This is a genomic window from Porphyromonas catoniae ATCC 51270 (assembly GCF_000565015.1).
GTDB lineage: Bacteria > Bacteroidota > Bacteroidia > Bacteroidales > Porphyromonadaceae > Porphyromonas > Porphyromonas catoniae.
Window position 1 is genome coordinate 1 of sequence record NZ_JDFF01000012.1, and the last position, 20,318, is coordinate 20,318.

At 50.6% G+C, this 20,318-nt stretch carries 14 protein-coding genes; 3 read left to right on the forward strand and 11 right to left on the reverse strand.

What is annotated here, in order from left to right:
• The first annotated feature begins 627 nt into the window (after positions 1-627).
• Positions 628-1,827, forward strand: coding sequence for a hypothetical protein (locus HMPREF0636_RS03565; RefSeq protein ID WP_155807280.1), 1,200 nt, complete (start codon positions 628-630; stop codon positions 1,825-1,827).
• A gap of 202 nt (positions 1,828-2,029) precedes the next feature.
• On the opposite strand, the gene HMPREF0636_RS03570 is transcribed toward HMPREF0636_RS03565, so the two are convergent.
• From HMPREF0636_RS03570 to HMPREF0636_RS03575, 3 genes are all read right to left on the reverse strand, one after another.
• Entirely contained in the window at positions 2,030-2,509 is a 480-nt protein-coding gene (locus HMPREF0636_RS03570) for an HU family DNA-binding protein (RefSeq protein WP_044168559.1), read from the reverse strand.
• Between the two features lie 236 nt (positions 2,510-2,745).
• Entirely contained in the window at positions 2,746-2,871 is a 126-nt protein-coding gene (locus tag HMPREF0636_RS08540) for a hypothetical protein (protein WP_005467401.1), read from the reverse strand.
• A gap of 13 nt (positions 2,872-2,884) precedes the next feature.
• Positions 2,885-4,915, reverse strand: coding sequence for a hypothetical protein (locus HMPREF0636_RS03575; RefSeq protein ID WP_044168560.1), 2,031 nt, complete (start codon positions 4,913-4,915; stop codon positions 2,885-2,887).
• A gap of 460 nt (positions 4,916-5,375) precedes the next feature.
• Between HMPREF0636_RS03575 and HMPREF0636_RS03580 the strand changes: the two genes are divergently transcribed.
• Positions 5,376-6,380 carry a 2-hydroxyacid dehydrogenase gene (locus HMPREF0636_RS03580; protein WP_044168562.1) on the forward strand — a complete coding sequence of 335 codons (1,005 nt, stop codon included), beginning with the start codon at positions 5,376-5,378 and terminating at the stop codon, positions 6,378-6,380.
• Between the two features lie 99 nt (positions 6,381-6,479).
• On the opposite strand, the gene HMPREF0636_RS03585 is transcribed toward HMPREF0636_RS03580, so the two are convergent.
• Positions 6,480-7,307, reverse strand: a complete 828-nt coding sequence (locus HMPREF0636_RS03585) for a class I SAM-dependent methyltransferase (RefSeq protein ID WP_044168563.1) — start codon at positions 7,305-7,307, stop codon at positions 6,480-6,482.
• A 298-nt stretch (positions 7,308-7,605) separates the two neighbouring features.
• Between HMPREF0636_RS03585 and HMPREF0636_RS03590 the strand changes: the two genes are divergently transcribed.
• Positions 7,606-9,252: a diphosphate--fructose-6-phosphate 1-phosphotransferase gene (locus HMPREF0636_RS03590; RefSeq protein ID WP_044168564.1), complete on the forward strand. Its 1,647-nt coding sequence runs from the start codon at positions 7,606-7,608 to the stop codon at positions 9,250-9,252.
• A 265-nt stretch (positions 9,253-9,517) separates the two neighbouring features.
• On the opposite strand, the gene HMPREF0636_RS03595 is transcribed toward HMPREF0636_RS03590, so the two are convergent.
• From HMPREF0636_RS03595 to HMPREF0636_RS03625, 7 genes are all read right to left on the reverse strand, one after another.
• On the reverse strand, positions 9,518-10,864 hold the full coding sequence (locus tag HMPREF0636_RS03595) for an MATE family efflux transporter (RefSeq protein WP_052328730.1): 1,347 nt from the start codon (positions 10,862-10,864) through the stop codon (positions 9,518-9,520).
• Positions 10,865-10,895: 31 nt separating this feature from the next.
• Positions 10,896-12,359 carry a potassium/proton antiporter gene (locus tag HMPREF0636_RS03600; protein WP_044168566.1) on the reverse strand — a complete coding sequence of 488 codons (1,464 nt, stop codon included), beginning with the start codon at positions 12,357-12,359 and terminating at the stop codon, positions 10,896-10,898.
• A 610-nt stretch (positions 12,360-12,969) separates the two neighbouring features.
• Positions 12,970-14,349: a DNA repair protein RadA gene (gene radA / locus HMPREF0636_RS03605; protein ID WP_044168568.1), complete on the reverse strand. Its 1,380-nt coding sequence runs from the start codon at positions 14,347-14,349 to the stop codon at positions 12,970-12,972.
• Positions 14,350-14,352: 3 nt separating this feature from the next.
• The gene (gene ubiE, locus HMPREF0636_RS03610) at positions 14,353-15,117 is read right to left on the reverse strand and encodes a bifunctional demethylmenaquinone methyltransferase/2-methoxy-6-polyprenyl-1,4-benzoquinol methylase UbiE (RefSeq protein WP_044168569.1); all 765 of its coding nucleotides are present in this window, start codon (positions 15,115-15,117) and stop codon (positions 14,353-14,355) included.
• Between the two features lies 1 nt (position 15,118).
• A complete protein-coding gene (locus HMPREF0636_RS03615; protein WP_162147890.1) occupies positions 15,119-17,548 on the reverse strand; it encodes a trypsin-like peptidase domain-containing protein in 2,430 nt (809 codons plus the stop codon).
• 554 nt (positions 17,549-18,102) lie between these two features.
• Positions 18,103-19,233, reverse strand: a complete 1,131-nt coding sequence (locus HMPREF0636_RS03620) for a 4-phosphoerythronate dehydrogenase (RefSeq protein ID WP_044168571.1) — start codon at positions 19,231-19,233, stop codon at positions 18,103-18,105.
• Positions 19,234-19,352: 119 nt separating this feature from the next.
• Positions 19,353-20,318 (reverse strand): glycosyltransferase family 2 protein, encoded by a 966-nt coding sequence (locus HMPREF0636_RS03625; RefSeq protein WP_044168573.1) that lies wholly within the window; start codon positions 20,316-20,318, stop codon positions 19,353-19,355.

A 20,318-nucleotide genomic window follows, 5' to 3' on the forward strand; every position in this document is an offset into this window, starting at 1 on the left:
GGTAGCCGCCGTTTTTAGGAAGAGATCGGGTGTGATTGCGCTAAGCAGTCACACCCGATTCTGCGTTTATAGACCTCGGGTGTGCTTGGACTGGGCTAGATTGGTAATCGGAGGGATGTGGGGAAATGGTAGGGCTGTTACACTAGCTTCGCTTCTATTACGCTGTCGAACTACCTTTGTAGCCTCTCTTACCTGCTGGTTTTATCTCACACCTCTTCCTAGATCACTTTTTCTCTATTTATCAAGGTATCCCTTCTTCCTGCACCTCCTTTATTTACTATCTTTGCGCCTGTATAACGCTTAGCTTATTCTGCTTAGGATTTTGTAAGAGGTATGAGCTATGCGCTGGCGTAGCTGGAGGAAGAGCTAGATGAAGATACAGTGGAGGAGATATTATCAAAGAAGGGAAGAGTAAAGTAAGAGTAGAGTAGAGCAGAGCAAAGGAAGAGTAGAGGAGGAAGCAATGGAAGAGAAGGTTTCAAGGTAAAGGATGGTCGCAAAGAGGTGCAAGGAATAGGGTGATAGAAGGGAGACTACGATAGTTACAGGGCGATGGATTACTATTGCAATGCTCTTTTGTATATATTTGTTAGCTCAAAAGGCTTTACTAATAATATAGATAGCATGATGATTAAACGACTAGTGTTTGTTGCTTTTGTGGCGTTTGCCTTGGTTGGTGTGACTGCTTGTTCGAATGGGAATAAGAAGCCTGAGGAGCCACAACCCGAGGAGTTAGGTGTACGGAAGATCTTCACTATAACCGATCGTTCCGAAGAGAATGATTTTGCTTATACGGGAGTCTTTAAAGGTGCTGAACGTGGAAAATCCACAACTTTTTCTTTCCCAGCTCGCAAAGGCCAAAGTCTTGTCTTTACGACGAAGTTCAGTGCAACTAAGGACTGGTTCGTAGCACCAACTATCCTTTTCCCTCTCTTTAATGAAGATGGTACACCGAATACGGGTGATCTCACCGACTACATCAGTGTTTGGGATGCTAATCTTTTCGATGTCTCGGGGCAACGTCGTCTCTACCCACCAGCCTCTCCTGTACGTGCATTTTGGGTGAAAAGTGATGAATGCCTAAAGTTCTCGCTTAGCTATAATGAGCCTACGGGGATGTTCACTGCAACGCTTACAAATAAGACCCAAGCGGGTAAGAGTTGGAATGGTGTCTTCTCTCCTGGTGTCTATAGTGTGAAGAATGTGGATCCCAAGGAGGATCCATTTAGTGTAGATGCCTTCCGGTATTACTTTTTGCAGACTAGACCTGCCAACCCAGCATTTGAAGAGTATATTCTGTCTGGGAATTTCAGCAAGCTCTTATCGCAGGTCAAGGCTGGTACGGGGTTAAACTTCACTTTCTCAGATCCCGTTGTTGTGGTATATCAGGGTGAAGGGCATCCGATATTCCAGCTTGGAGAAAAGGATCGTGGACAAGGAATTAAGGAGCTTATCCAGAATGGTGATGTGAAAAAGCTTGCGGGATCCCTCAGGCAAGTGAAGGGTGTCAGGCAGGTTTATACCGATCCTGTCCAGACAATGCGCTTGCCAGATGGAGCTAAGGTTTACTATGTCATTGGACTAAGGAATACGAATGACTGGTTCCTTGCCAACATTGAGCCTGTGGGAGCTACGGATGGAGGGTTCATGGGTACTCAACTCTTTGATCTAGGAGTTGCCAAGGATGAAATTCCCGGTGCTGGTGCACATCAGGGTCTCTATGGTGGTAAGCCACAGCCTGAGTCCAATCCAATAAAGCTCGTCAAGACATCCTATCCAATCCCTTCGGTTGATAAGATTATCGAGGTTTGGCTTAAGAAGCTCTAGTATTGAGCTGAAAGGACTCTACTACTTCCGCTGGGAAGGCTGTTATTCTTCTCTATCCTGAACTATAAACCTAGAGAAGGTCTAGAACTGATGAATAACCAGCACTTCTTCTCTGCCTAGCAATCCCAGCTCTATTGATTAAGTACAACACCCCCGACCAGCAATGGCTGGTCGGGGGTGTTTGCTTTTGGGGGTGGAGAGGTTAAATACCTATTCCTCCTCCGCCTGGGGTTAGGCCGGAGTCACCACCGGGCTTGGGCTTCTTGGGCTTAGCTTTATCACTGGGTTTGGGAGAGGGGCCTTGATCAAAGGTTGCTCCAGCAAGAGCATCCTTGAAGCCTTTGCGGATGCGTAGCCCAACACGTGGAGCACGGATGAGCCCAACGTTAAAGTCCTTGACATTCTCGACGGGCTTTGAGCCGTAGGTGAGCTGGAAGATGCCTAGCTCACCACAGTCCACGGTGTGTCCGAGGGCAAGGAGCTGAGGTATAACCTCCGTCAGACGCGAGAGCACAGCCTTGACATCGGTCTTACCGACTGTGGTATTCTCGGCAAGGAGCTTGCAGAGGTCGTCGAAGGAGACCTTGCTGTGGACGATGGGCTGTACGCTGAAGACCTTCTTGCCTTTGAGCTTACCGACGGTGGCAACATGCTCAAATAGGTGGAATTTTAGTACAGGCATAGCTGTGTAGTAGAGGCCTGGGAAATACTCCTATAGGGTAACTTTATTTCTCCTATAGGACAAATATTTTTCTCCTATAGGGCAAAAGAAATTCTCCTATAGGATAAATGAGTTTACCCTATAGGAGAAATTACTTCAGGGTAAATGAGCTTTCCCTTAGCCCCGTGGGACTTGCACCCACGAGCCGTCCTTTATCGGCTCTGTTTAAGGATTAATAGTAAGCTGTGTTTATGTCGTTATCCTTCACCACCTTCTCCCCAGTCGTCAACCCCTATCTCTGCGGAGAACTCGATCAGGAGGTTCAGAGGCTGATCTATGCGGATGATTTCGGCTATTGGCTGCTGATATATTTCCTTTTTCATTGCTTGAGAGGATTTACTGGAACTTGCGGAAGAGATACACAGGATAGTATACTACTTGATGGGTCCAACCCCCACTACTGTAGTGGACGCGAGCTTTTGGGCCTGAACCAGTGAATACCCCACCCTTGATATAATCAAGACCACCCAAGCGCAGGCTTCTATCAGGTCCAAAAGTAGCACAGGCCAAGTTGTTATAAAGAATAGCTGCATCATTGTTGTTTCTTCCAAGTGTTAGCTCCTCTGCCCAAAGGTGTAGCCTGTCGATGGCATGAAGTTCAATTTCCTGGATATCAGGGCGGTGAGGAACCCCTTCATAGTGAATGTTAATACGGACTTTAGCACTGTAAGCAGGGATTGTACGAGAGGTTGTTACCGAAGACCAGTTTATCTTATTCTTAACATCTTCAGCTGTCGTAAACTCAGGATTGGCTCCGACATACTTGCACTTGATTGTCATCATGTGCGTAGTATAGTCATACTTATAGTAGAAGGCATACCGCTTATTCTCTGAGATCTCAGGAAGGAAAGCTGCTCGATACAGTTGATTAACGTATCCATCTGTGAACCAATACCAGCTACCTGCTGTAGGAAGAGCTGGCAATGGTCTAGTCAGCTCCCCTGCTATAAGCTCCTTTGTGATCTTATCATTTGCAAGAGGGTTAAAGCATAGAGTGTATACCTCGTAGGTATTACCAGATTGCTCATAAGACTTAATATTGGGTACACCAAACAAGCCCTTATAATCTCCTATTTGAACTGGAGAATTGACCCAGTTTGCGGTGAACACGCTATTCCATTCCGCAACAGTAGGTAGATGCCACTTCACTCCAGCACCACCATTTGGATATGAATATTCTTCACCAGCTAAGATTAGGGCCTTTGAGAGGTCATTACCGCCTTCTCGCATCGTAACTTGGTAGCCATCAAAGTAGCCTACCTCTTTATTCTTGGTCGTGAAGTTCTTAGTATCTTCGGGGGCAAAATCATCCCAGTTGGTTAGGAAGCCTGTTCCATCTTTATTCACCGCATATTTAGACAAGTATTCTAGTGGATTACGTATCGGACGTACCGTGAGTGTCACCGAATACATGTTTCCCTCCACGTATTCGGAAGGTGATGATTTCGTGAATAGCTTAGACACGTAGAACGCTTGGCTCGGCACATCCTTTACGATGAGATCGATCAGGTAGTTGGCGTTATCTAGCATCTCGGGGAGCCACATGAGGAAAGCCTCTGAGCTTGTAGCTCCAGCTGGTACGGTGAAATCCTTGCTGAACGAGAACTTGCGGTTAGTGTAGTACGAGGTATTATAGCGCCCTTTAAGAGGACGATCTGTAATGGATCCACTGCCAGCATAATCCGCAACGTCTGGCACAAGACCACAGGACTGCACACCTGAGAGAGCCAATGGCTCGTTAAGCTCATTCTTGACGTGTACTTTCAGCAGGTATCCCTTAGGCTTGAACTTATTATTTGCCAACAGTTTATTCACGTATATTCCCTGCGCATCCTTTTTCAGTTCCATTTCAGGAAGAAAGTAGGGAACCTTCATGGAGAAGGTAGACGATGTTGTGGGAGTAAAGACTTTCACTTCATTATTCTCTGGTAAGGGAATTATGTCAGAATGAATATTTCGCATAGCATAAATCCCTGCGACGAGTGTTACCTTATCATAATCATTCGGATTAAAGGTCATATCCCTTATCGTCTGCTTACAGTAAAGTTTTTTCCCATCATCTGAGACCCGCCACTTGAGCTTATCAGTGTATCCCGTTTCGAGCCTTATGCCTCTATAGGCAAGTATCTGAGTATAAACCTCTATCTCCTCTCCAGGTACGAGATTTGGCTTTACCTTACCGTTATCAAACTTGTAATTCAGGTGATCTAGAGCTTTGTACCTTTGCACCTCAGTAGATGCCGCAACATCCAAGGATAGGGAATAGTGCTTTTGCTCTTGCTCTTTCTGGGGCTGGGGTTCTCCTGCCTCTTTATTACATGAGGCAAAGAGGAGTACAGCAAAGAGCATCATGAGTACTTTCTTCATAATTACTAATTAATTGTGATTGTACATAACGAAGCAGGGACACCACATGGCGTATCGTGCCATGCAGTGTCCCTGCTTCTATTCTTTGTTAAGTATTGTTTCCCGCTAGTAGGGGGGGGGCAAAATTATGTTAAGATTTTGACGAGCGTCAGTAAAGAAGAGACGCTGAGAAGCCTTGCCTCCCAGTATCTCTAAACTCATATATGTCTGATTACCTGCCATTACTCTTAACTAGGTCTTGCGACTGCAAAGGTAAAGAAATAAATTAAATACAAGTACTATATGTTTCACATTCATTGATTTGTCGTGATGGTATGGATGAGGCGTGATGCCTTCCCTCTGCTGCTGTCTTTGTGCCGATCGGGAGGCATACGTAGCTATGTGGATAGATAAACGTATTTTTGCTCCGCAAACAGGTTTTTTCCAAGACCACTACTTTAGGTATTTAACAACGGAATTTATGTCCAAAGCAACCATAGCGTTCTTCGGAACAATGCCTTATGACAAGGCGACCTTCAAGGCTGTGAATGAGCAGTACGGCTTTGATATTAAGTTTTACACAGGTAACCTCAGCCTCGATAACGTCTCACTGACGCGTGATGCTGATGCCGTCTGCGTCTTCGTTAACGACAATGTCGATGCAGAGTTGATCCTTCGGCTGAAGGAGCACGGTGTGCGTCTGATTGCCCTGCGCTGTGCAGGGTACAACAACGTGGACATCGCTGCTGCACAGCGTGCTGGTATTGCTGTGGCACGTGTACCTGCCTATTCACCACATGCCGTGGCAGAGTACGCTGTTGCGCTCATGCTCTCACTCAACCGCAAGATACAGCGTGCCTCTTGGCGTACACGTGATGGGAACTTCTCGCTCAATGGTCTGATGGGCTTCGATATGTATGGCAAGACCCTCGGTGTGATCGGTACGGGGAAAATTGCCAAGGTACTAATTGGCATCCTGAAGGGCTTCGGTATGAAGATCCTTGCCTACGACCTCTACCCCGATCATGCCTTTGCAGAGGCGAACGGCGTAGACTACGTTAGCCTCGATGAACTCTATGCAGGCTCAGACATCATCTCTCTGCACTGTCCACTCACCCCAGAGACAGAGTACCTCATCAACCGTGAGAGCATCGCGAAGATGAAGCGTGGTGTGATGATTATCAATACGGGGCGTGGGCGACTAATCCACTCCGATGACCTTATCGAAGGGCTGAAGACAAAGCAAGTGGGCTTCGCAGGACTCGACGTTTACGAGGAGGAAGAGCCGTACTTCTACAAGGATAAGAGTGACAAGATCATTGATGATGACACGCTGGCACGTCTGCTGTCCTTCAACAACGTCATTATGACCTCGCACCAAGCCTTCTTCACTGAGGAGGCAACGCAGAATATCGCTCATACGACACTCTCTAATGTACTAGACTTCGTTGAGGGTCGTCCGCTCGTGAACGCTGTGCATGACTAGCCTCTTGGGCTAACCTATTCAACCATTACTCGCCCCACCCCGACCTTACCCATCTGAGGTAAGGCGAGGTGGGGCGAGTGCTTTCTTATGGATTGCCTGCTAAAGCTCGAAGGTAAAGATGGAGGTATTCAGCCGTATCTTTTGATTTAGGCGCATGAGCTTCGCCACCCACCAGACCTCAGCCATGAGGTCTATGATCGGTGTCTTGCGGATGAAGCGAGCCGATGGTACGAGCCGTAGGATGTCTGCCTCGGAGTCAACCCCCTCGGCGAAGTTCGCCTCCATGTGCTTCAGTGTGTCGTGTTGTCTGGAGCGTTTCGCCCATGCACGGCTTAGTGCGTCGAAGATAACGGTGCATCTACCCGCGAAGGCCTCATGTAGATGCGTCAGAGCCTGCTGGATCTCGATCTGATTGAGGTAGGCAAAGACACCCTCAATGCAGACGATGACGTGCGTCTCGGCATCCAGCTCGGTAGCAATGGTCTTGATCCATGCCTCGTCGAGGAGGTTACCCCCGATCATATCTTTTGCCTCCTTGAAGAGCTGTTGCCGAACCTGAATGACGTTGGGGAAGTCCATATCGAAGTGCCGGGCTCCGTACGTGCGGTCAGCGATGCGTTCGCCTCGGGTATCTAGCCCGCAGCCTGCATTGATCGTGACAAATCGTTTACCTGCTGCGTGCAAAGCCTCCGCTTGTCGTACGACCTCCGCATCGAAGTAACGGGCTCTGACGAGACAGCCATAGTAGCTAGGGCTCTTCTTCGGGGAGAACTTCTCTTGGTCGTAGCGGATTTTTTGGTACAGCTCCTCGGCGAGTTTATCGTTGAGAATAGGCTTCTTACTACGGCAGTCGAGTGCGCGCATCGCTAGTGGGATTACAAGGGTCTCTTGGACTGCACCAAGCCCCTCGAGATTGATCTGTTCCATATTTAATAATGGTGTTATTTATGACTTACGTCACAAAGCTACTATTTCTCTATTAACTCCGTTTGGATACCTCTAGAGTTTTCAGTCGAGAGCTCTAGAGCTTTTGCTTGGAAGCTCTAGAGACTCTAACCCGAAAGTACTCTGTTTCTCCTCCGCTAGAACTTGGTTTAGGGTGACAGATAGACCTCTATCTTCCTCTGTAAAAGGGCAAAGGAAGGACACGGAAGGCATATATGAAGAAATTTTAAGATATTTGTGCTGAGAATTTGCGACATAATCCAAAAGAATACTTAATTAAATGGCTAAAAGTGCTTTGCAAGAGGCGCGTAGTAAGTACGCTCCGAAGCTACCAGCAGCCCTAGAAGGGGCAGTAAAAGTACGCCTTGGTGAGGCTACCAAGAGCGTTAGTGACCAAGACGCTATCCAAAGTCTTTTCCCAAATACCTATGGCTTGCCCAAGCTCACCTTTGAGGCTTCTAGCGAGGCGGTAGAGGCTAAGCCCCTCAACGCTGGGGTAATCCTCTCCGGAGGTCAGGCTCCTGGTGGTCATAATGTGATTGCTGGGATTTTTGATGGTATCAAGAAGATTCATCCCGATAGTCGCCTCTACGGCTTCCTCATGGGGCCTGATGGGCTGGTGAAGCACAACTATATTGAGCTAACGAGCCAGATCATTGATGAGTACCGCAATACAGGGGGCTTCGATATCATTGGCTCTGGACGTACCAAGCTCGAGGAGAAGGAGCAGTTCGATAAGGGGCTAGAGGTACTCAAGAAGCTAGACATCCGTGCCCTAGTCATCATCGGAGGAGACGACTCCAATACAAATGCTGCCGTACTAGCCGAGTATTACAAGGCTATCGGCGCACCAGTCCAGGTAATTGGTTGCCCTAAGACAATCGATGGAGACCTGAAGAATGAGCAGATTGAGACGTCCTTTGGCTTCGACACTGCTACGAAGGTGTATGCTGAGGTCATCGGTAATATCCAGCGTGACTGTAACTCTGCCCGCAAGTACTGGCACTTCATTAAGCTCATGGGTCGCTCTGCCTCACACATCGCACTCGAATGTGCCCTGCAGGTACGTCCCAATGTGGCGATCATCAGCGAGGAAGTAGAGGCAAAGAACCTGACCCTAGACGACGTCGTGACCTCAATCGCTGAGGTAGTAGCGGAGCGCGCTAAGAATGGTGAGAATTTTGGTACGGTACTCATCCCCGAGGGACTCATCGAGTTCGTCCCAGCGATGAAGGCTCTTATCGCAGAGCTGAACGACTTCCTCGCTCACCACGAAGGAGAATTTCGTGCTGTTGCCTCCGAAGATCAGCGTGCATTCATCATTGAGAAGCTCTCAAAGGCTAACTCCGATCTTTATGCTAGCCTCCCCACAACGGTTGCTCGCCAGCTCACACTCGATCGTGACCCACATGGTAATGTGCAGGTGTCGCTGATTGAGACAGAGAAGCTCCTAGCAGAGATGGTAGGGACGAAGCTCGCAGAGTGGAAGAAGGATGGACGCTTCGTCGGTAAGTTCGCTCCACTCACACACTTCTTCGGCTACGAAGGTCGCTGTGCTATGCCCTCCAACTTTGACGCAGACTATTGCTATGCCCTTGGGCGCACGGCTGCATGTCTCATTGCCGCAGGTGTCACAGGGTATATGAGCTCTGTACAGAACCTTACTGCTCCAGCTAAGGAATGGATTGCAGGTGGGATTCCTACAACGATGATGATGAACATGGAGCGTCGTCATGGTGAGATGAAGCCCGTAATCCAGAAGGCTCTAGTTGATTTGAATGGGAAGCCCTTTGCCTTCTTTGCTGCACATCGTGCAGAGTGGGCGAAGACAACGAGCTTTATCTACCCAGGGCCTATCCAGTTCTACGGACCAGCAGAGCTGTGTGACCAGCCTTCACGTACGCTAGCTCTCGAGCAAGGCAAGTAATCGCTCGGCGCATCCCCAAGGTCGGAGTAACCGCACTCCTAAAGGCCTAGCTCCGACCCTTGGTAAAAGACAAAGGCAACACCTCTCAAAGTGAGAGGTGTTGCCTTTGTTCCTTTATATCTAGGCTTGTGTAGGTCGTCCACAAGCGGTGGTGTTTACTTAGGACTCTTTGGAGAGCATCTGTATTCTTTTAGTCTCGGAGAGGTAGAGTAGGGGGGATTTCCCTGTATTTGGTGTGAGAGATGTTTGGGGATTCGTAGGATGCTTAGCCTCGGTAGAGCCGTGCGCCGAGGAGCCAGACGAGGGTACTGCGCACCGTGAGGTAGCTGAGGAAAGCAATCCAAAGACCATGCGCCCCGAGAGGATGAATGGTCACAGCATAGACCAAGAAGAACGTAGCTCCAGCAACCAGCATAGCCATACCCATCGTACGGCTGTCCGTAGCTCCAACGAGTATCCCATCCCAGAGGAAGGCAGCAAAGGAAACCAAGGGTACGAGTGCCATCCAATACCGAAACTCCAATGCACGCTCCAGCACATTGGTCTTGTCCGTCAGCAGAGAGAGGAAGGGCTCGGGTAGGAAAGCATAGAGTACAGCACCAATGGAGGCTAGGATGAGCCCGACACGAAGCACCGTTGGGATAACCTGCTTCAGCCGATTTCGATCTCTTGCTCCGATTGCTTCCCCGACAAGAGCCTCTGCTGCATAGGCTATCCCATCCATGAAATAGGAGAAGAGGGTGAAGAGCTGCATCAAGAGGCTGTTAGCCGCCAAGGTTGTGACTCCAATCATTCCGCCTGCATGTATGAAGAAGAGCGTCACAGCTTGTAGGGTAAGCGTGCGGATGAGTAGATATTTCCCTACATGGAAGTAGCGGACAAGTGTCGGCGGATGCCAGAGATACTTCCGAGAGAAGAGCCTCAGGATACGTCTATGGCTATGCCAAGCACCGAGAGCAAGAGCAATGATGGCTGCATACTGAGCTAGAGCCGTACCTAGAGCTAGCCCCCCGACGCCCATCTTGAAGGGGAAGGCTAGGAGATAACTGAAGAGGATATTGGCGAGGTTGCTCCCGATGCTCACGCTCATCACGAGCTTCATGCGCTGCACTCCGATGAGCCAACCATTATATACGTACAGAAGGAGTGCCGCAGGAGCGCCAAGGAAAGAGTAACTGAGGTACTCTTGTGCCTCTAAGGAAAGGGAGGCAGAGCCGTCCTGCAGGAGGTCTGCAGCCGGTGTGATATAGAGTGGACGAAGCAGTACGAGTATGAGCCCGACAGTGAGGGCAATGATTGATCCTGAGGAGAGCTGACGAAGGAGTGCACGCACATCGCCTGCTCCCCAGGCCTGTGCTGTAAAGCCTGTTGTTCCCATCCTCAGAAGGCTCCAGATGCCGATGACAAAGTGCGTCACGGCTGCACCAATGGCTACGGCAGCAATGCTCTCGGAGTGAGCCATCCGCCCTGCCATAGCCATGTCGCAGAGCATCAGGAGTGGGACGGTGACGTTCGATAGGATATTGGGCAAAGCCAGTGCCCAGACCTTCTGTGTTAGGGTCGTCTGTCGCTGATTGCCTCCTATCAGATATGTGTTCTTCGTCTTACCCAAGCTGTCGATAGTTGTGCTTGAACCTCGATGGCTACTTCTTGGTGTGTTGCTCGAAGACGATGAGCAGGATGTCACCTACCTCGAGTGCGAGCTTTCCCTTAGGCACCATGTAGTTATCGCCACGGCGTACCAGGATGACAAGTTCCTCCTCCCTGAGGTCAATCTCCATCAAGAGACGTCCGTCGGAGAGCATTTCGTTCGTTACCTCCCGCTCTACCATCTGCGCACCTGTGTGCTGAGGGATTTCCACACCGAATAGGCTCACTTTATCCTTCGCTTCTTCGTCCAGTTTCAGCAAGCGTGCCACCGCAGGCATGGTACTACCCTGGATGAGTAGCGAGAGTAGGGTGATGAAGAAGACAATATTAAAGAGAGTCTCTGCTCCCTCAACTTGGCTCATCAAAGGGTAGGTAGCAAAGATAATCGGTACAGCACCTCGGAGCCCAACCCAGGAGAGGAACCACCGACCACGCATACTGATGCTCGGGAAGAAGACGAGACAGAGGTGTACGGCCAGAGGTCGGGCAACGAAGATCATGAACAGACCAGCCAAGAGGGCAAAGCCTGCAATCGGTAGCAGGTTGTGTGCATCGACAAACAGCCCCAATATGATGAAGAGGGCAATCTGCAGTAGCCACGTCAGCCCGTCGAAGAAGGTGACGATACTCTTCTTGTGTATGACTTTTTTATTTCCTACGACCACTCCCATGATGTAGACAGCTAGATAGCCATTACCTTGTAGGAGCGTTGTAGCGGAGAAGGTTAGGAAGACCGCACAGAGCAGGAGGATGGGATATAGGGCTTCGTTGCCAATATTCGCTTTGTTGAGAAACTTGACTGTTAGCCATCCCATCGCATAGCCTAGCAATCCACCGACTGAGAATTGTAGTAGGAAGGTCAGTAGGATGCTCCCTATGGAGCCTTCGCTCCCCCCCGTGACATACTGAATGAGGGCAATGGTGAGCATGTAGGCCATCGGGTCATTACTCCCGCTCTCGAGCTCTAGGATGGGGCGCAGACCCTCCTTGAGGTGCATGTTCTTCGAGCGTAGCAGGGCGAAGACAGAAGCCGAGTCAGTACTGGACATCGTGGCGGCCAGCAGCAGAGCGATGGGGAAGGTAAAGTGTACGGGAGCAAAGCCTAGCTGATCCATTCCATAGAGGAAGCCTCCGAAGCTGACGGTTGTCAGTAGTACACCCAGCGTGGAGAGCGTAATCCCTGGCCCGAGGATGGGACGGATCTCTATGAACTTCGTCTCTAGTCCCCCGAAGAAGAGGATGACGGTGAGGGCGATCATCCCAACGAATTGGGTGTGCCCTGCGTCATTATACTGTATCCCGAGTCCCGAGCTACCGAAGATCATCCCCGTGATGAGGAAGAGGAGCAGGGCAGGCACGCCAAAGCGCGTCCCAACCTTGCCTGCCATGATCCCAGCGAGCATGAGGATTGACCCGACGAGTAGAATAGGTTCGTATGCTAATGGGGCATGCTCCATGAGTGCATGATGTTATCTAGTCTTTTTTGTTCCGTGTCAAGTGTCGAATTTAACAAAGATATGAAAATGCAACTACTTTTTCAATAATAAGTCTCGAAAAGCCCTCTTTATCACATCTTTTGCTCTCCTAGGATGAATCTCCAGAGTATGACGAAATGGTGTTTTGTAAGTGTTTAAATATAAGCTAGATACATTTGTGTGAAATGAAGTAACTGCGAGTTGCCATAAGTCGCTTCGACGAGTTATGGTAACTCGTCGCAACGAGTTGTGGTAAGTCATCTCAGCGAGTTATGGTAAGTCGTAGAGACGAGTTATGGTAACTCGTTTAGGTGTGTTTTTGTGTGCTTGTATCGAATTGATTTGTAGTGGTTTGTGCCTTGCCTAGGGTTTGGGTGTAGTCCACTAGAGGAAGGCGTGCGTTTTCCTATACACGGAAACTGTTTATACACCAAGGGCAGGAGGGTCTTAGGAGTTGACCTTCCTGCCATAGTGCTTTTGAGGAAATAGAGGGAAAGGATTGAGCTTTGGGGAGAGAGTTCGCCTGTTAGAGAGGTCGGGGCTTGCCCTGCGAGCGTGCGAGGAGGCAAGTAGGGGTAGAAGTGGAGGGACTTTATCCCTCCTTGCGGAAGAGGAGACGAAAGGCCTCCTCCACAGTCTTTACCCCAACGAGACGGATCTTACGTGTAGGATCCTCAGGCAGGCTTGCGAGATTTCCCTCGGGTAGGATCATTGCACGGAAGCCGATGCGCTCCGCCTCCATCAGACGCTGCTCTATGCGACTAACGGGGCGTACTTCACCCGATAGCCCGACTTCGCCCGTGAGGCAAACACCCTCGGGGAGTGCGAGATCAAGGCTCGAGGAGAGTACGGCGGAGATGACGGCAAGATCCGAGGCAGGATCGCTCAGCCGTATGCCACCAGCGATGTTGAGGAAGACGTCCTTTTGGATGAGCTTAAAGCCTGCTCGTTTCTCCAAGACCGCTAGGAGCATATTCATACGTCGGGTATCGTAGCCTGTCGAGGAGCGTTGGGGGGTGGCGTAGACTGCTGAGCTGACGAGGGCTTGCGTCTCGATGAGGAAGGGGCGTACTCCCTCCATGGCAGCAGCAATGGCTACCCCACTGAGACGTAGCCCGGTGTGGCTCATCAAGTGCTCGGATGGGTTATCTACAGGGCGTAGCCCGCTGTGACGCATCTCATAGATGCCTAGCTCGGCGGTACTGCCAAAGCGGTTCTTTTGCCCCCTGAGGATACGGTACATGTAGTGCTTGTCCCCATCGAACTGCAGGACGACATCCACCGTATGCTCCAGTATCTTGGGGCCAGCGATGCTACCTTCTTTATTGATATGTCCGATGAGGATGACTGCCACACCCTCCGTCTTACAGTATTTAAGTAGCGCCCCAGCACATTCCCTGATCTGTGAGACGCTCCCCGCTGAGGAGTCCGATAGCTCAGTCTGGATCGTCTGTATGGAGTCTATGACGAGGAGGTCAGGGTGGATGTCGTGAGCTGTGTGAAGGATTTTCTCTAGGCTGGTCTCTGCATAGATGAGACATTCGCTCTCAGACCCGCCCAAGCGATCAGCACGCATCTTGAGCTGAGAGAGGCTCTCCTCCCCCGAGATGTAGAGCGTGCGATAGGGTGTGCCTAGGACGGTTTGTAGGATGAGGGTGGACTTCCCGATGCCGGGCTCACCACCGAGCAGGACAAAGGAGCCTGGGACAAGACCACCACCAAGTACACGATTGAGCTCTGGGTCACCGAGGTCGAGACGTACCTCCTCCCTGCGCTCAATGTCTTGGATACGTATCGGTCGAGAGGGGCTTAGGGTTGTGGCGGAGAAGGAAGAGGATGCGTCCTTCTTGCCTACTACGATTTCTTCCTCCTCAATGCTATTCCATACGCCACACTGTGAGCAGAAGCCTTGCCATTTCGGGTACTGAGCCCCACACTCGGTGCAGTGGTAGATCGTCTTTTTCTTAGCCATAGATTATTCGGCAATGTCCTCGGTAGGGAAGGGGATAGGAGCAGCGTTAATCCCGACATAGATAGTACATGAGCCGGGGAAGATACTTTCGTAGAAGGCCTCCCGAAAGCCTGCCTCCTTTAGGATCTCGACCATTTGCTCCCTCTGTGGCATTGCCTTGATGGACTGAGGAAGGTAGCTGTAGGCATCCTTATCCTCCGTCATAAGGCGTCCGATGAGGGGGACAATGTGCCCTGCGTAGAGCTTGTAGCCTAGGTGTAGAATGGGGTTTGTAGGCTCGGAGAGCTCGACAATGATGAGGACACCAGAGGGACGTAGTATGCGGTGTAGCTCACGAGCTGCAGCGGGGATGTCAGAGAAGTTCCGAATGCCAAAGCCAATCGTCGCCGCATCAAACGTTGCCTCAGTGAAGTCTGTGGCGGTGGAGTCCTGCCTAAGGAAGTCAATCTTCCTATCTAAGCCCAGCATGCGTACTTTCTCACCCCCTATGCGCATCATCTCCTCGGATATATCAATCCCTGTCACGTGGGTGATGGATGGGATCGTTTGTACAAGTTCGATGGCGAGATCCCCTGTCCCCGTGGCGACATCCAGCACTTCTTTTGGCTGATAGGGGGCTAATAGATGCAGAGCTCGTCTTCGCCATGAGCGGTCGAGACCTAGTGAAATGATTCGATTAAGCCGGTCATACTTCGGAGCGATCCGATTAAACATCTTGCGTATCTGATCGACCTTAGGCTCGTCACTGTCTTTGTATGGGGTGATCATTTTAGGGTAATATAAAGGAGAAGGCGACCTTACGGCTTGGGACTTCGCTCGTTGAGGTACGTGTAGGGACAACCGTTGCCACATACTGCCCCGAAGGGAGGCTGAGAGGAAGGGTTAGATGATCCTGATTGAAGGAATAGCGAGCACGTAATACTTCTTCGCCCAGCATGGAGTAAATGCGTACGTCTACTGACTTGTAGAGGGCGAGGTCAGCCTTGATATGGAGCTGGCGGTCGTGATAGTAGGCGTGGATAAGTGCATCTTGTGTAGAGACGTTACGACCTGTCTTAGCGGGGGTGGACGTTTCGATGAGGAGGTCAATCCAATATGCCCCATTGGATACATCCGCACTGCGTTGCCAAGCCTCGCCCACCTTGCGTGTCCATGCTGACCAACCATGCGAATCTATTGGCCCACCCTGATGCATGAGTACGGGTAGACGCATCGCTCCTCCCTCCTTATTGCCACAAGAGAGGATATATTGTCCTTCGGGTAGGGTAAGGGTAGGGGTTGCAGGGGCTGGGAAAAAGACCTCAATAGAGTCTTGTCTCAGCGTGCGCGAGCGGAGGACATACTTATTCCCCTGCTCCTCGTGGGCGCTGAACTTCCCAACGTTTGTTGAAGCGAACTCAAAGAGTGGAGTCGTTAGCTCCCCATCGCCTCGGAAGGGAGATAGTGCAACACGTAGCTGAGGGAGTTGCGTACGAGCTAGGTCTTTATTCGACTTAAAGACAACGTACGCTCCGAGGACACGTACCGTACGACTCTCGGGGAGGGTGAAGACGCTTCCTAGCTCCTCGGTACTTGTCGTTGGCTTATAGATATAATTAGGTCTATTGCCTCCCTGGCTCGGAGTATTGGGGTCAGGGTAGAGATGACTGATGCGCTGGATGACCTTGGGAGCTATGGGATCATAGCCTGCACAAGTCTCTTGCCCTGTGCCCGAAGGGTCGAGCCAAGGTTGTAGGGCGGTGAGGCTTCCCTTGGTTGGGTCTTTTCGCCAAGCTTCTTTAATTGCCCAATAGGCATCTTCTGTGGGTGAAGAGCAATTGGAGGAGCCTCCCGTCAATGCCCCGATGACACGACCTTCGCCATCGAAGAGTGGAGAGCCAGAGGAACCTGCTGCCGTGGAGCCTATTTTCCAGCGATGTACCATCCAGTGCTTACCCTCCCATGAAGGGTCGCACAACAAGCCCAAACAATAGTCTTCTAGTGAGAGCGTCCTATCGGCAGCCTCTGAGTAGCGTTTGGTAGAGCCAAGTGGATGGTGTATGCCAAAGAATGGGGCGCGAGGCTGTGCCTCGATGCTCCAGCCTGCGAAGTAAGGCTGATAAGCCTCTGGGATCTTCCTCGAGGCAGGGAGCCCCACGATACGAAGGAGCGCCATGTCGGAGTCCTCATTGTAGGCTATGAGCTCTGCACCACTGAGGCTTTGCTCCTCGGTGGCACGTATATTACCTTCTCGCTGTGGCGTTTGGAAGTTAAAGAAGAAGACGGTCGTGGCAGCTTCCTTCTTAACCTTGAGGAGGTCTCCTTTTAATGCAAATAGCTGATTGACGCAGTGCCCTGAGGTCAGGACGTAGGGCGTACCATCGGAGCGTGTGGTGTTGATGAGCACACCACTGCTGATCCGCGATCCCCCGACCATGAGCTGTACAACACTGCGGGTCTCCTTCCAACGACTAGGATAGGCAAGGACATTTGGTATGCAAGCAATCTCTGTGAGTCCATTATACCCATTGATGGTATAGTCATAGAAGGGCTCACCAGGATGAGCAAAGTCAGGCTCTGCCCTCCAGCTACGGAAGCCATGGAAAAGTGCCTGTATCTGGAAGGGTAGTTCACCACGCTCGGGCGTATATCCCATGGGGAAGTCATACTCCAACCTCAGGTAATCGCCCTCTAAGGGTCGCAGTTGTAAGAGGCTGTCTGGTGCGTTGTTTTGGCTCGTGAGGGCTCCGATTTGGTCTCCCTCTGCACCTGTAATGAAGAGCCGTCCTCCCTCGGGGAGAGCAAAACGACTCAGACACAGGCTGACGTTCTTTGCTCCCGTAGCGATGAGCTCTGCCCTCCATACATAGTTGCCCGCTCCATCTACGAGATATTCTCCGAAGCTGTGGGCATCCGCATCGAGGGGACGCTCTAGGGCGAACTGATAGGTGCGAAAGCCTTTCCCCTTGTGGGTGTCTAGCTTGGGTAGCTCTGCTGTCCTCAGCTCTGGTAGACGGAGGACAGTAGGTACCAAAGCTGCTGTGCGAGCTTCGCCTACGAACGCCTTACGTAGTACGCCCTCACTAGAGCGTGCTGGTAGTGGCTGAGTAATCTGTGCCTCACTCCTGAGCCCTCCCAAGAGGGTGAGGACGAGGAGCGTGAGGAGACCTATTTGTGATGGGGCTAGTCCTTTGTGGAGGTAGCTGAGGGATCGCTTCATCTTCATATTTTATAGAGGCAAAGATAAGCTAATCTCATGCGACTACTTCCCTGTCATCTCGATAGAGTGGGATAAAGTGAGGAAAGAGGAGTGTAACTCTGACCGATTGTCAGCGGGTATTCGATACAAGTACTTTAAACTGTTTGGAGTGGTTTATACCTTGCTCTTACAGAGTGAAATGCGCAGGTCAAAAAATGTGGCATGACGAGTTACCATAACTCGTTACAAAGAGTTATGGTAACTCGCTGAAGAGAGTTGTGGTAAGTCGTTGAAGAGAGTTATGGTAACTCGTTTTGGCGACTTATGGTAAGTCGTTACGCCTCGCTCACTAGCCCTGTATCTAGGGCGTTTGAGAGAGATGGCAATCGATAATAAAGAGGGACAAGGCAAGAAGAACTAAAAGCGAGAGAAACGAAGAAGTAGCCATTAGGGGTACCATCCTAGCCTGTAGACTATGAGGATGAACTTAACCTAATGGCTACGTCTTTGCTTCCTGTTGTGCGATGACCTGCTGTAATCGAACGCGTGTGTTATCAAGGCTTCACGCTAGCCGATTAGCTGAGGTTGAAGTCGAGCTGCCTAAGGAGCAGTGCCTCTGCCTCATCATACCCTACAATATGGTAAGCCGAAGCCTCACGAGGGAAGAGATAGCTCTTGCGTAGACGATTGAAATCCTGAGGTGTGGCTTGCAGCTCTTGTGTCGTTGCACTGGGGTTAGCTGTGTGAAGTAGGGCACGACGTACACGCTCCCCCTTGGGGTAGCATGAGAGGTCAATCATGGGGGTGCTGGGTGTGGGTAGGCAGGAGGCATCCCATAGCCCCTTGGGCTTATTTAGTGCTAAGTCATCACAGATTGCCTCGAGAGCCATGCGTGACCCACGCCACTTCCCATCGGCAGTCCAGCCTGCGATATGTGGGGTGGCAATGAAGGCTTTGCGTGCTAGCCTACCATCAATCGTAGGTTCGCCTTCCCAGCAGTCGAGGATAACATCTCTGATCCAGCCTTTGTCTAGTGCTTCGTGTAGAGCCATGCTGGGTGTCACTCCTCCCCGGCAAGCGTTGATGAGGAGAGGCCTCCGAGAGCATCGTTTGAGGAAAGCAGGATCCACCATCCCTTGGGTTGGGTAGCGTCCATCTTTGGTCAGAGGTACGTGTAATGTGATGATGTCGCTCTCTGCGAGGAGTGTCTCGAGGGAGGTTGTGAAGCCTTCCGCTCCCTCACGCTCCACTCGAGGAGGGTCGTAGAGCAAGGGTTGTAGTCCGAGTGCTGTGACACGCTTGGCGAGTCTTCCCCCGACGTTCCCTACGCCAATGATCCCGATGGTCTTGCCTTGTAGCGTCTCACCTCGTTGTAGCGACCAGAGCGAGAGAGCCGAGAGTACATATTGCACCACGCCGAGGGCGTTGCATCCAGGGCTGTTGTGCCAGTGAATATGATGCTCCTCGCAGTAGGCAGTGTCGATATGGTCAAACCCTGCCGTTGCGGAGGCAATGACGCGTACGGAGCTCCCCTCGAGGAGGGTTTCATCACATTGTACGACACTTCTGATGAGCAGGGCATCGGCGTTCTTAATCCGTTCGGAAGAGAAGTCTGTACTGTCCAAACGTATGACTTCGCCGACCTCCTCTGCTAATGTGCTTAGGTAGGGCAGCGAACTGTCTATGATGAGTTGTGGCTTTTTCATCCCAGTCTTTCGGCTCTATGATATGTGAGCAAATAATCTTTCACACCCCAAAGGTGCATAGGGTACCTCAGAGGAGTGCTCGGCGAGATGAGAAGATGATAATATGGTACTATTGGGTACTATCGCAGGCTGAGACGTGTGTATAGATATGGAGCGTGCAGGAAGAGCCAAGTTTTCATAGCATGTATTCGACCTCCTGCTACATTGAGGTAGGGACGTCGACGTGCTCGCTTCAAATAAGGAAGGAAGGCTTTAGTTATTTCTTGATACTTCTCCGGGGCTTCTAAGTAAAGTTGATACCAGTACATCCACAGGTAATTTACAGCCATTGTGTTTGCGTGCAGGAGCATATCCCTATCTCTTGTGTAGCGGCTCATTAGTTCCTCTATGTTATTGAAGAGGTAGGACATGCGCTCACTGAATACCCCAGTTGTAGAGCCATCTCGCCCCATCCTATAGTTGTATCCTGCAATAGGAAGTAGGTAGTAAGACTTAATCTTGTGGAGGACTTCAAGCACGAAGCTGTTGTCCTCGTACACATAGCCTTCGCGGAAACGTATGGTGCCAATTGCTTCCTGTCTGAAGACTTTAGACCATACGGATGGGCCAAGTTTAAAAGAAAAGCCTTGAGTGACCTCACGTAGAGCTTCCTCTCGGGAGTAGAGTCTGCCAACAGATTCTCCGCAATAAACTTTCCCCTCCGTGCGTAGCTCATTAATTCCAAAGCCGACAATATCAACCTCTTGGTGTTCCTCCAGAAACGAGATTGCAGCCTTATAAATGTCTGGCTCTATGTAGTCATCGCTGTCGACGAAAGTAATGTAGGTGGCATCTTTGGCTAACTCTAGCCCTCTGTTACGTGCTGTAGATTGACCACCATTCTCCTTATGTACGACAATGACTCGAGGGTCTTGGTGAGCATATTCTTCGCAGATTTCACCGCTGCGATCAGGGGATCCATCATCCACAAGGATTACACGAAGTGAGGTATAAGACTGGGAGAGGATGGAGTCAATGCACTCACGAAGATAATCTTCTACCTTGTAGACAGGTACAATGACGGCAAGGAGAGGAGAGGTGTTCAT

Coding starts and splice junctions, on each gene's coding strand:
- HMPREF0636_RS03565 (WP_155807280.1), top strand. CDS start 628: ATGATTAAACGACTAGTGTTTGTTGCTTTTGTGGCGTTTGCCTTGGTT.
- HMPREF0636_RS03570 (WP_044168559.1), bottom strand. CDS start 2,509: ATGCCTGTACTAAAATTCCACCTATTTGAGCATGTTGCCACCGTCGGT.
- HMPREF0636_RS08540 (WP_005467401.1), bottom strand. CDS start 2,871: ATGAAAAAGGAAATATATCAGCAGCCAATAGCCGAAATCATCCGCATA.
- HMPREF0636_RS03575 (WP_044168560.1), bottom strand. CDS start 4,915: ATGAAGAAAGTACTCATGATGCTCTTTGCTGTACTCCTCTTTGCCTCA.
- HMPREF0636_RS03580 (WP_044168562.1), top strand. CDS start 5,376: ATGTCCAAAGCAACCATAGCGTTCTTCGGAACAATGCCTTATGACAAG.
- HMPREF0636_RS03585 (WP_044168563.1), bottom strand. CDS start 7,307: ATGGAACAGATCAATCTCGAGGGGCTTGGTGCAGTCCAAGAGACCCTT.
- HMPREF0636_RS03590 (WP_044168564.1), top strand. CDS start 7,606: ATGGCTAAAAGTGCTTTGCAAGAGGCGCGTAGTAAGTACGCTCCGAAG.
- HMPREF0636_RS03600 (WP_044168566.1), bottom strand. CDS start 12,359: ATGGAGCATGCCCCATTAGCATACGAACCTATTCTACTCGTCGGGTCA.
- radA (WP_044168568.1), bottom strand. CDS start 14,349: ATGGCTAAGAAAAAGACGATCTACCACTGCACCGAGTGTGGGGCTCAG.
- ubiE (WP_044168569.1), bottom strand. CDS start 15,117: ATGATCACCCCATACAAAGACAGTGACGAGCCTAAGGTCGATCAGATA.
- HMPREF0636_RS03615 (WP_162147890.1), bottom strand. CDS start 17,548: ATGAAGCGATCCCTCAGCTACCTCCACAAAGGACTAGCCCCATCACAA.
- HMPREF0636_RS03620 (WP_044168571.1), bottom strand. CDS start 19,233: ATGAAAAAGCCACAACTCATCATAGACAGTTCGCTGCCCTACCTAAGC.
- HMPREF0636_RS03625 (WP_044168573.1), bottom strand. CDS start 20,318: ATGAACACCTCTCCTCTCCTTGCCGTCATTGTACCTGTCTACAAGGTA.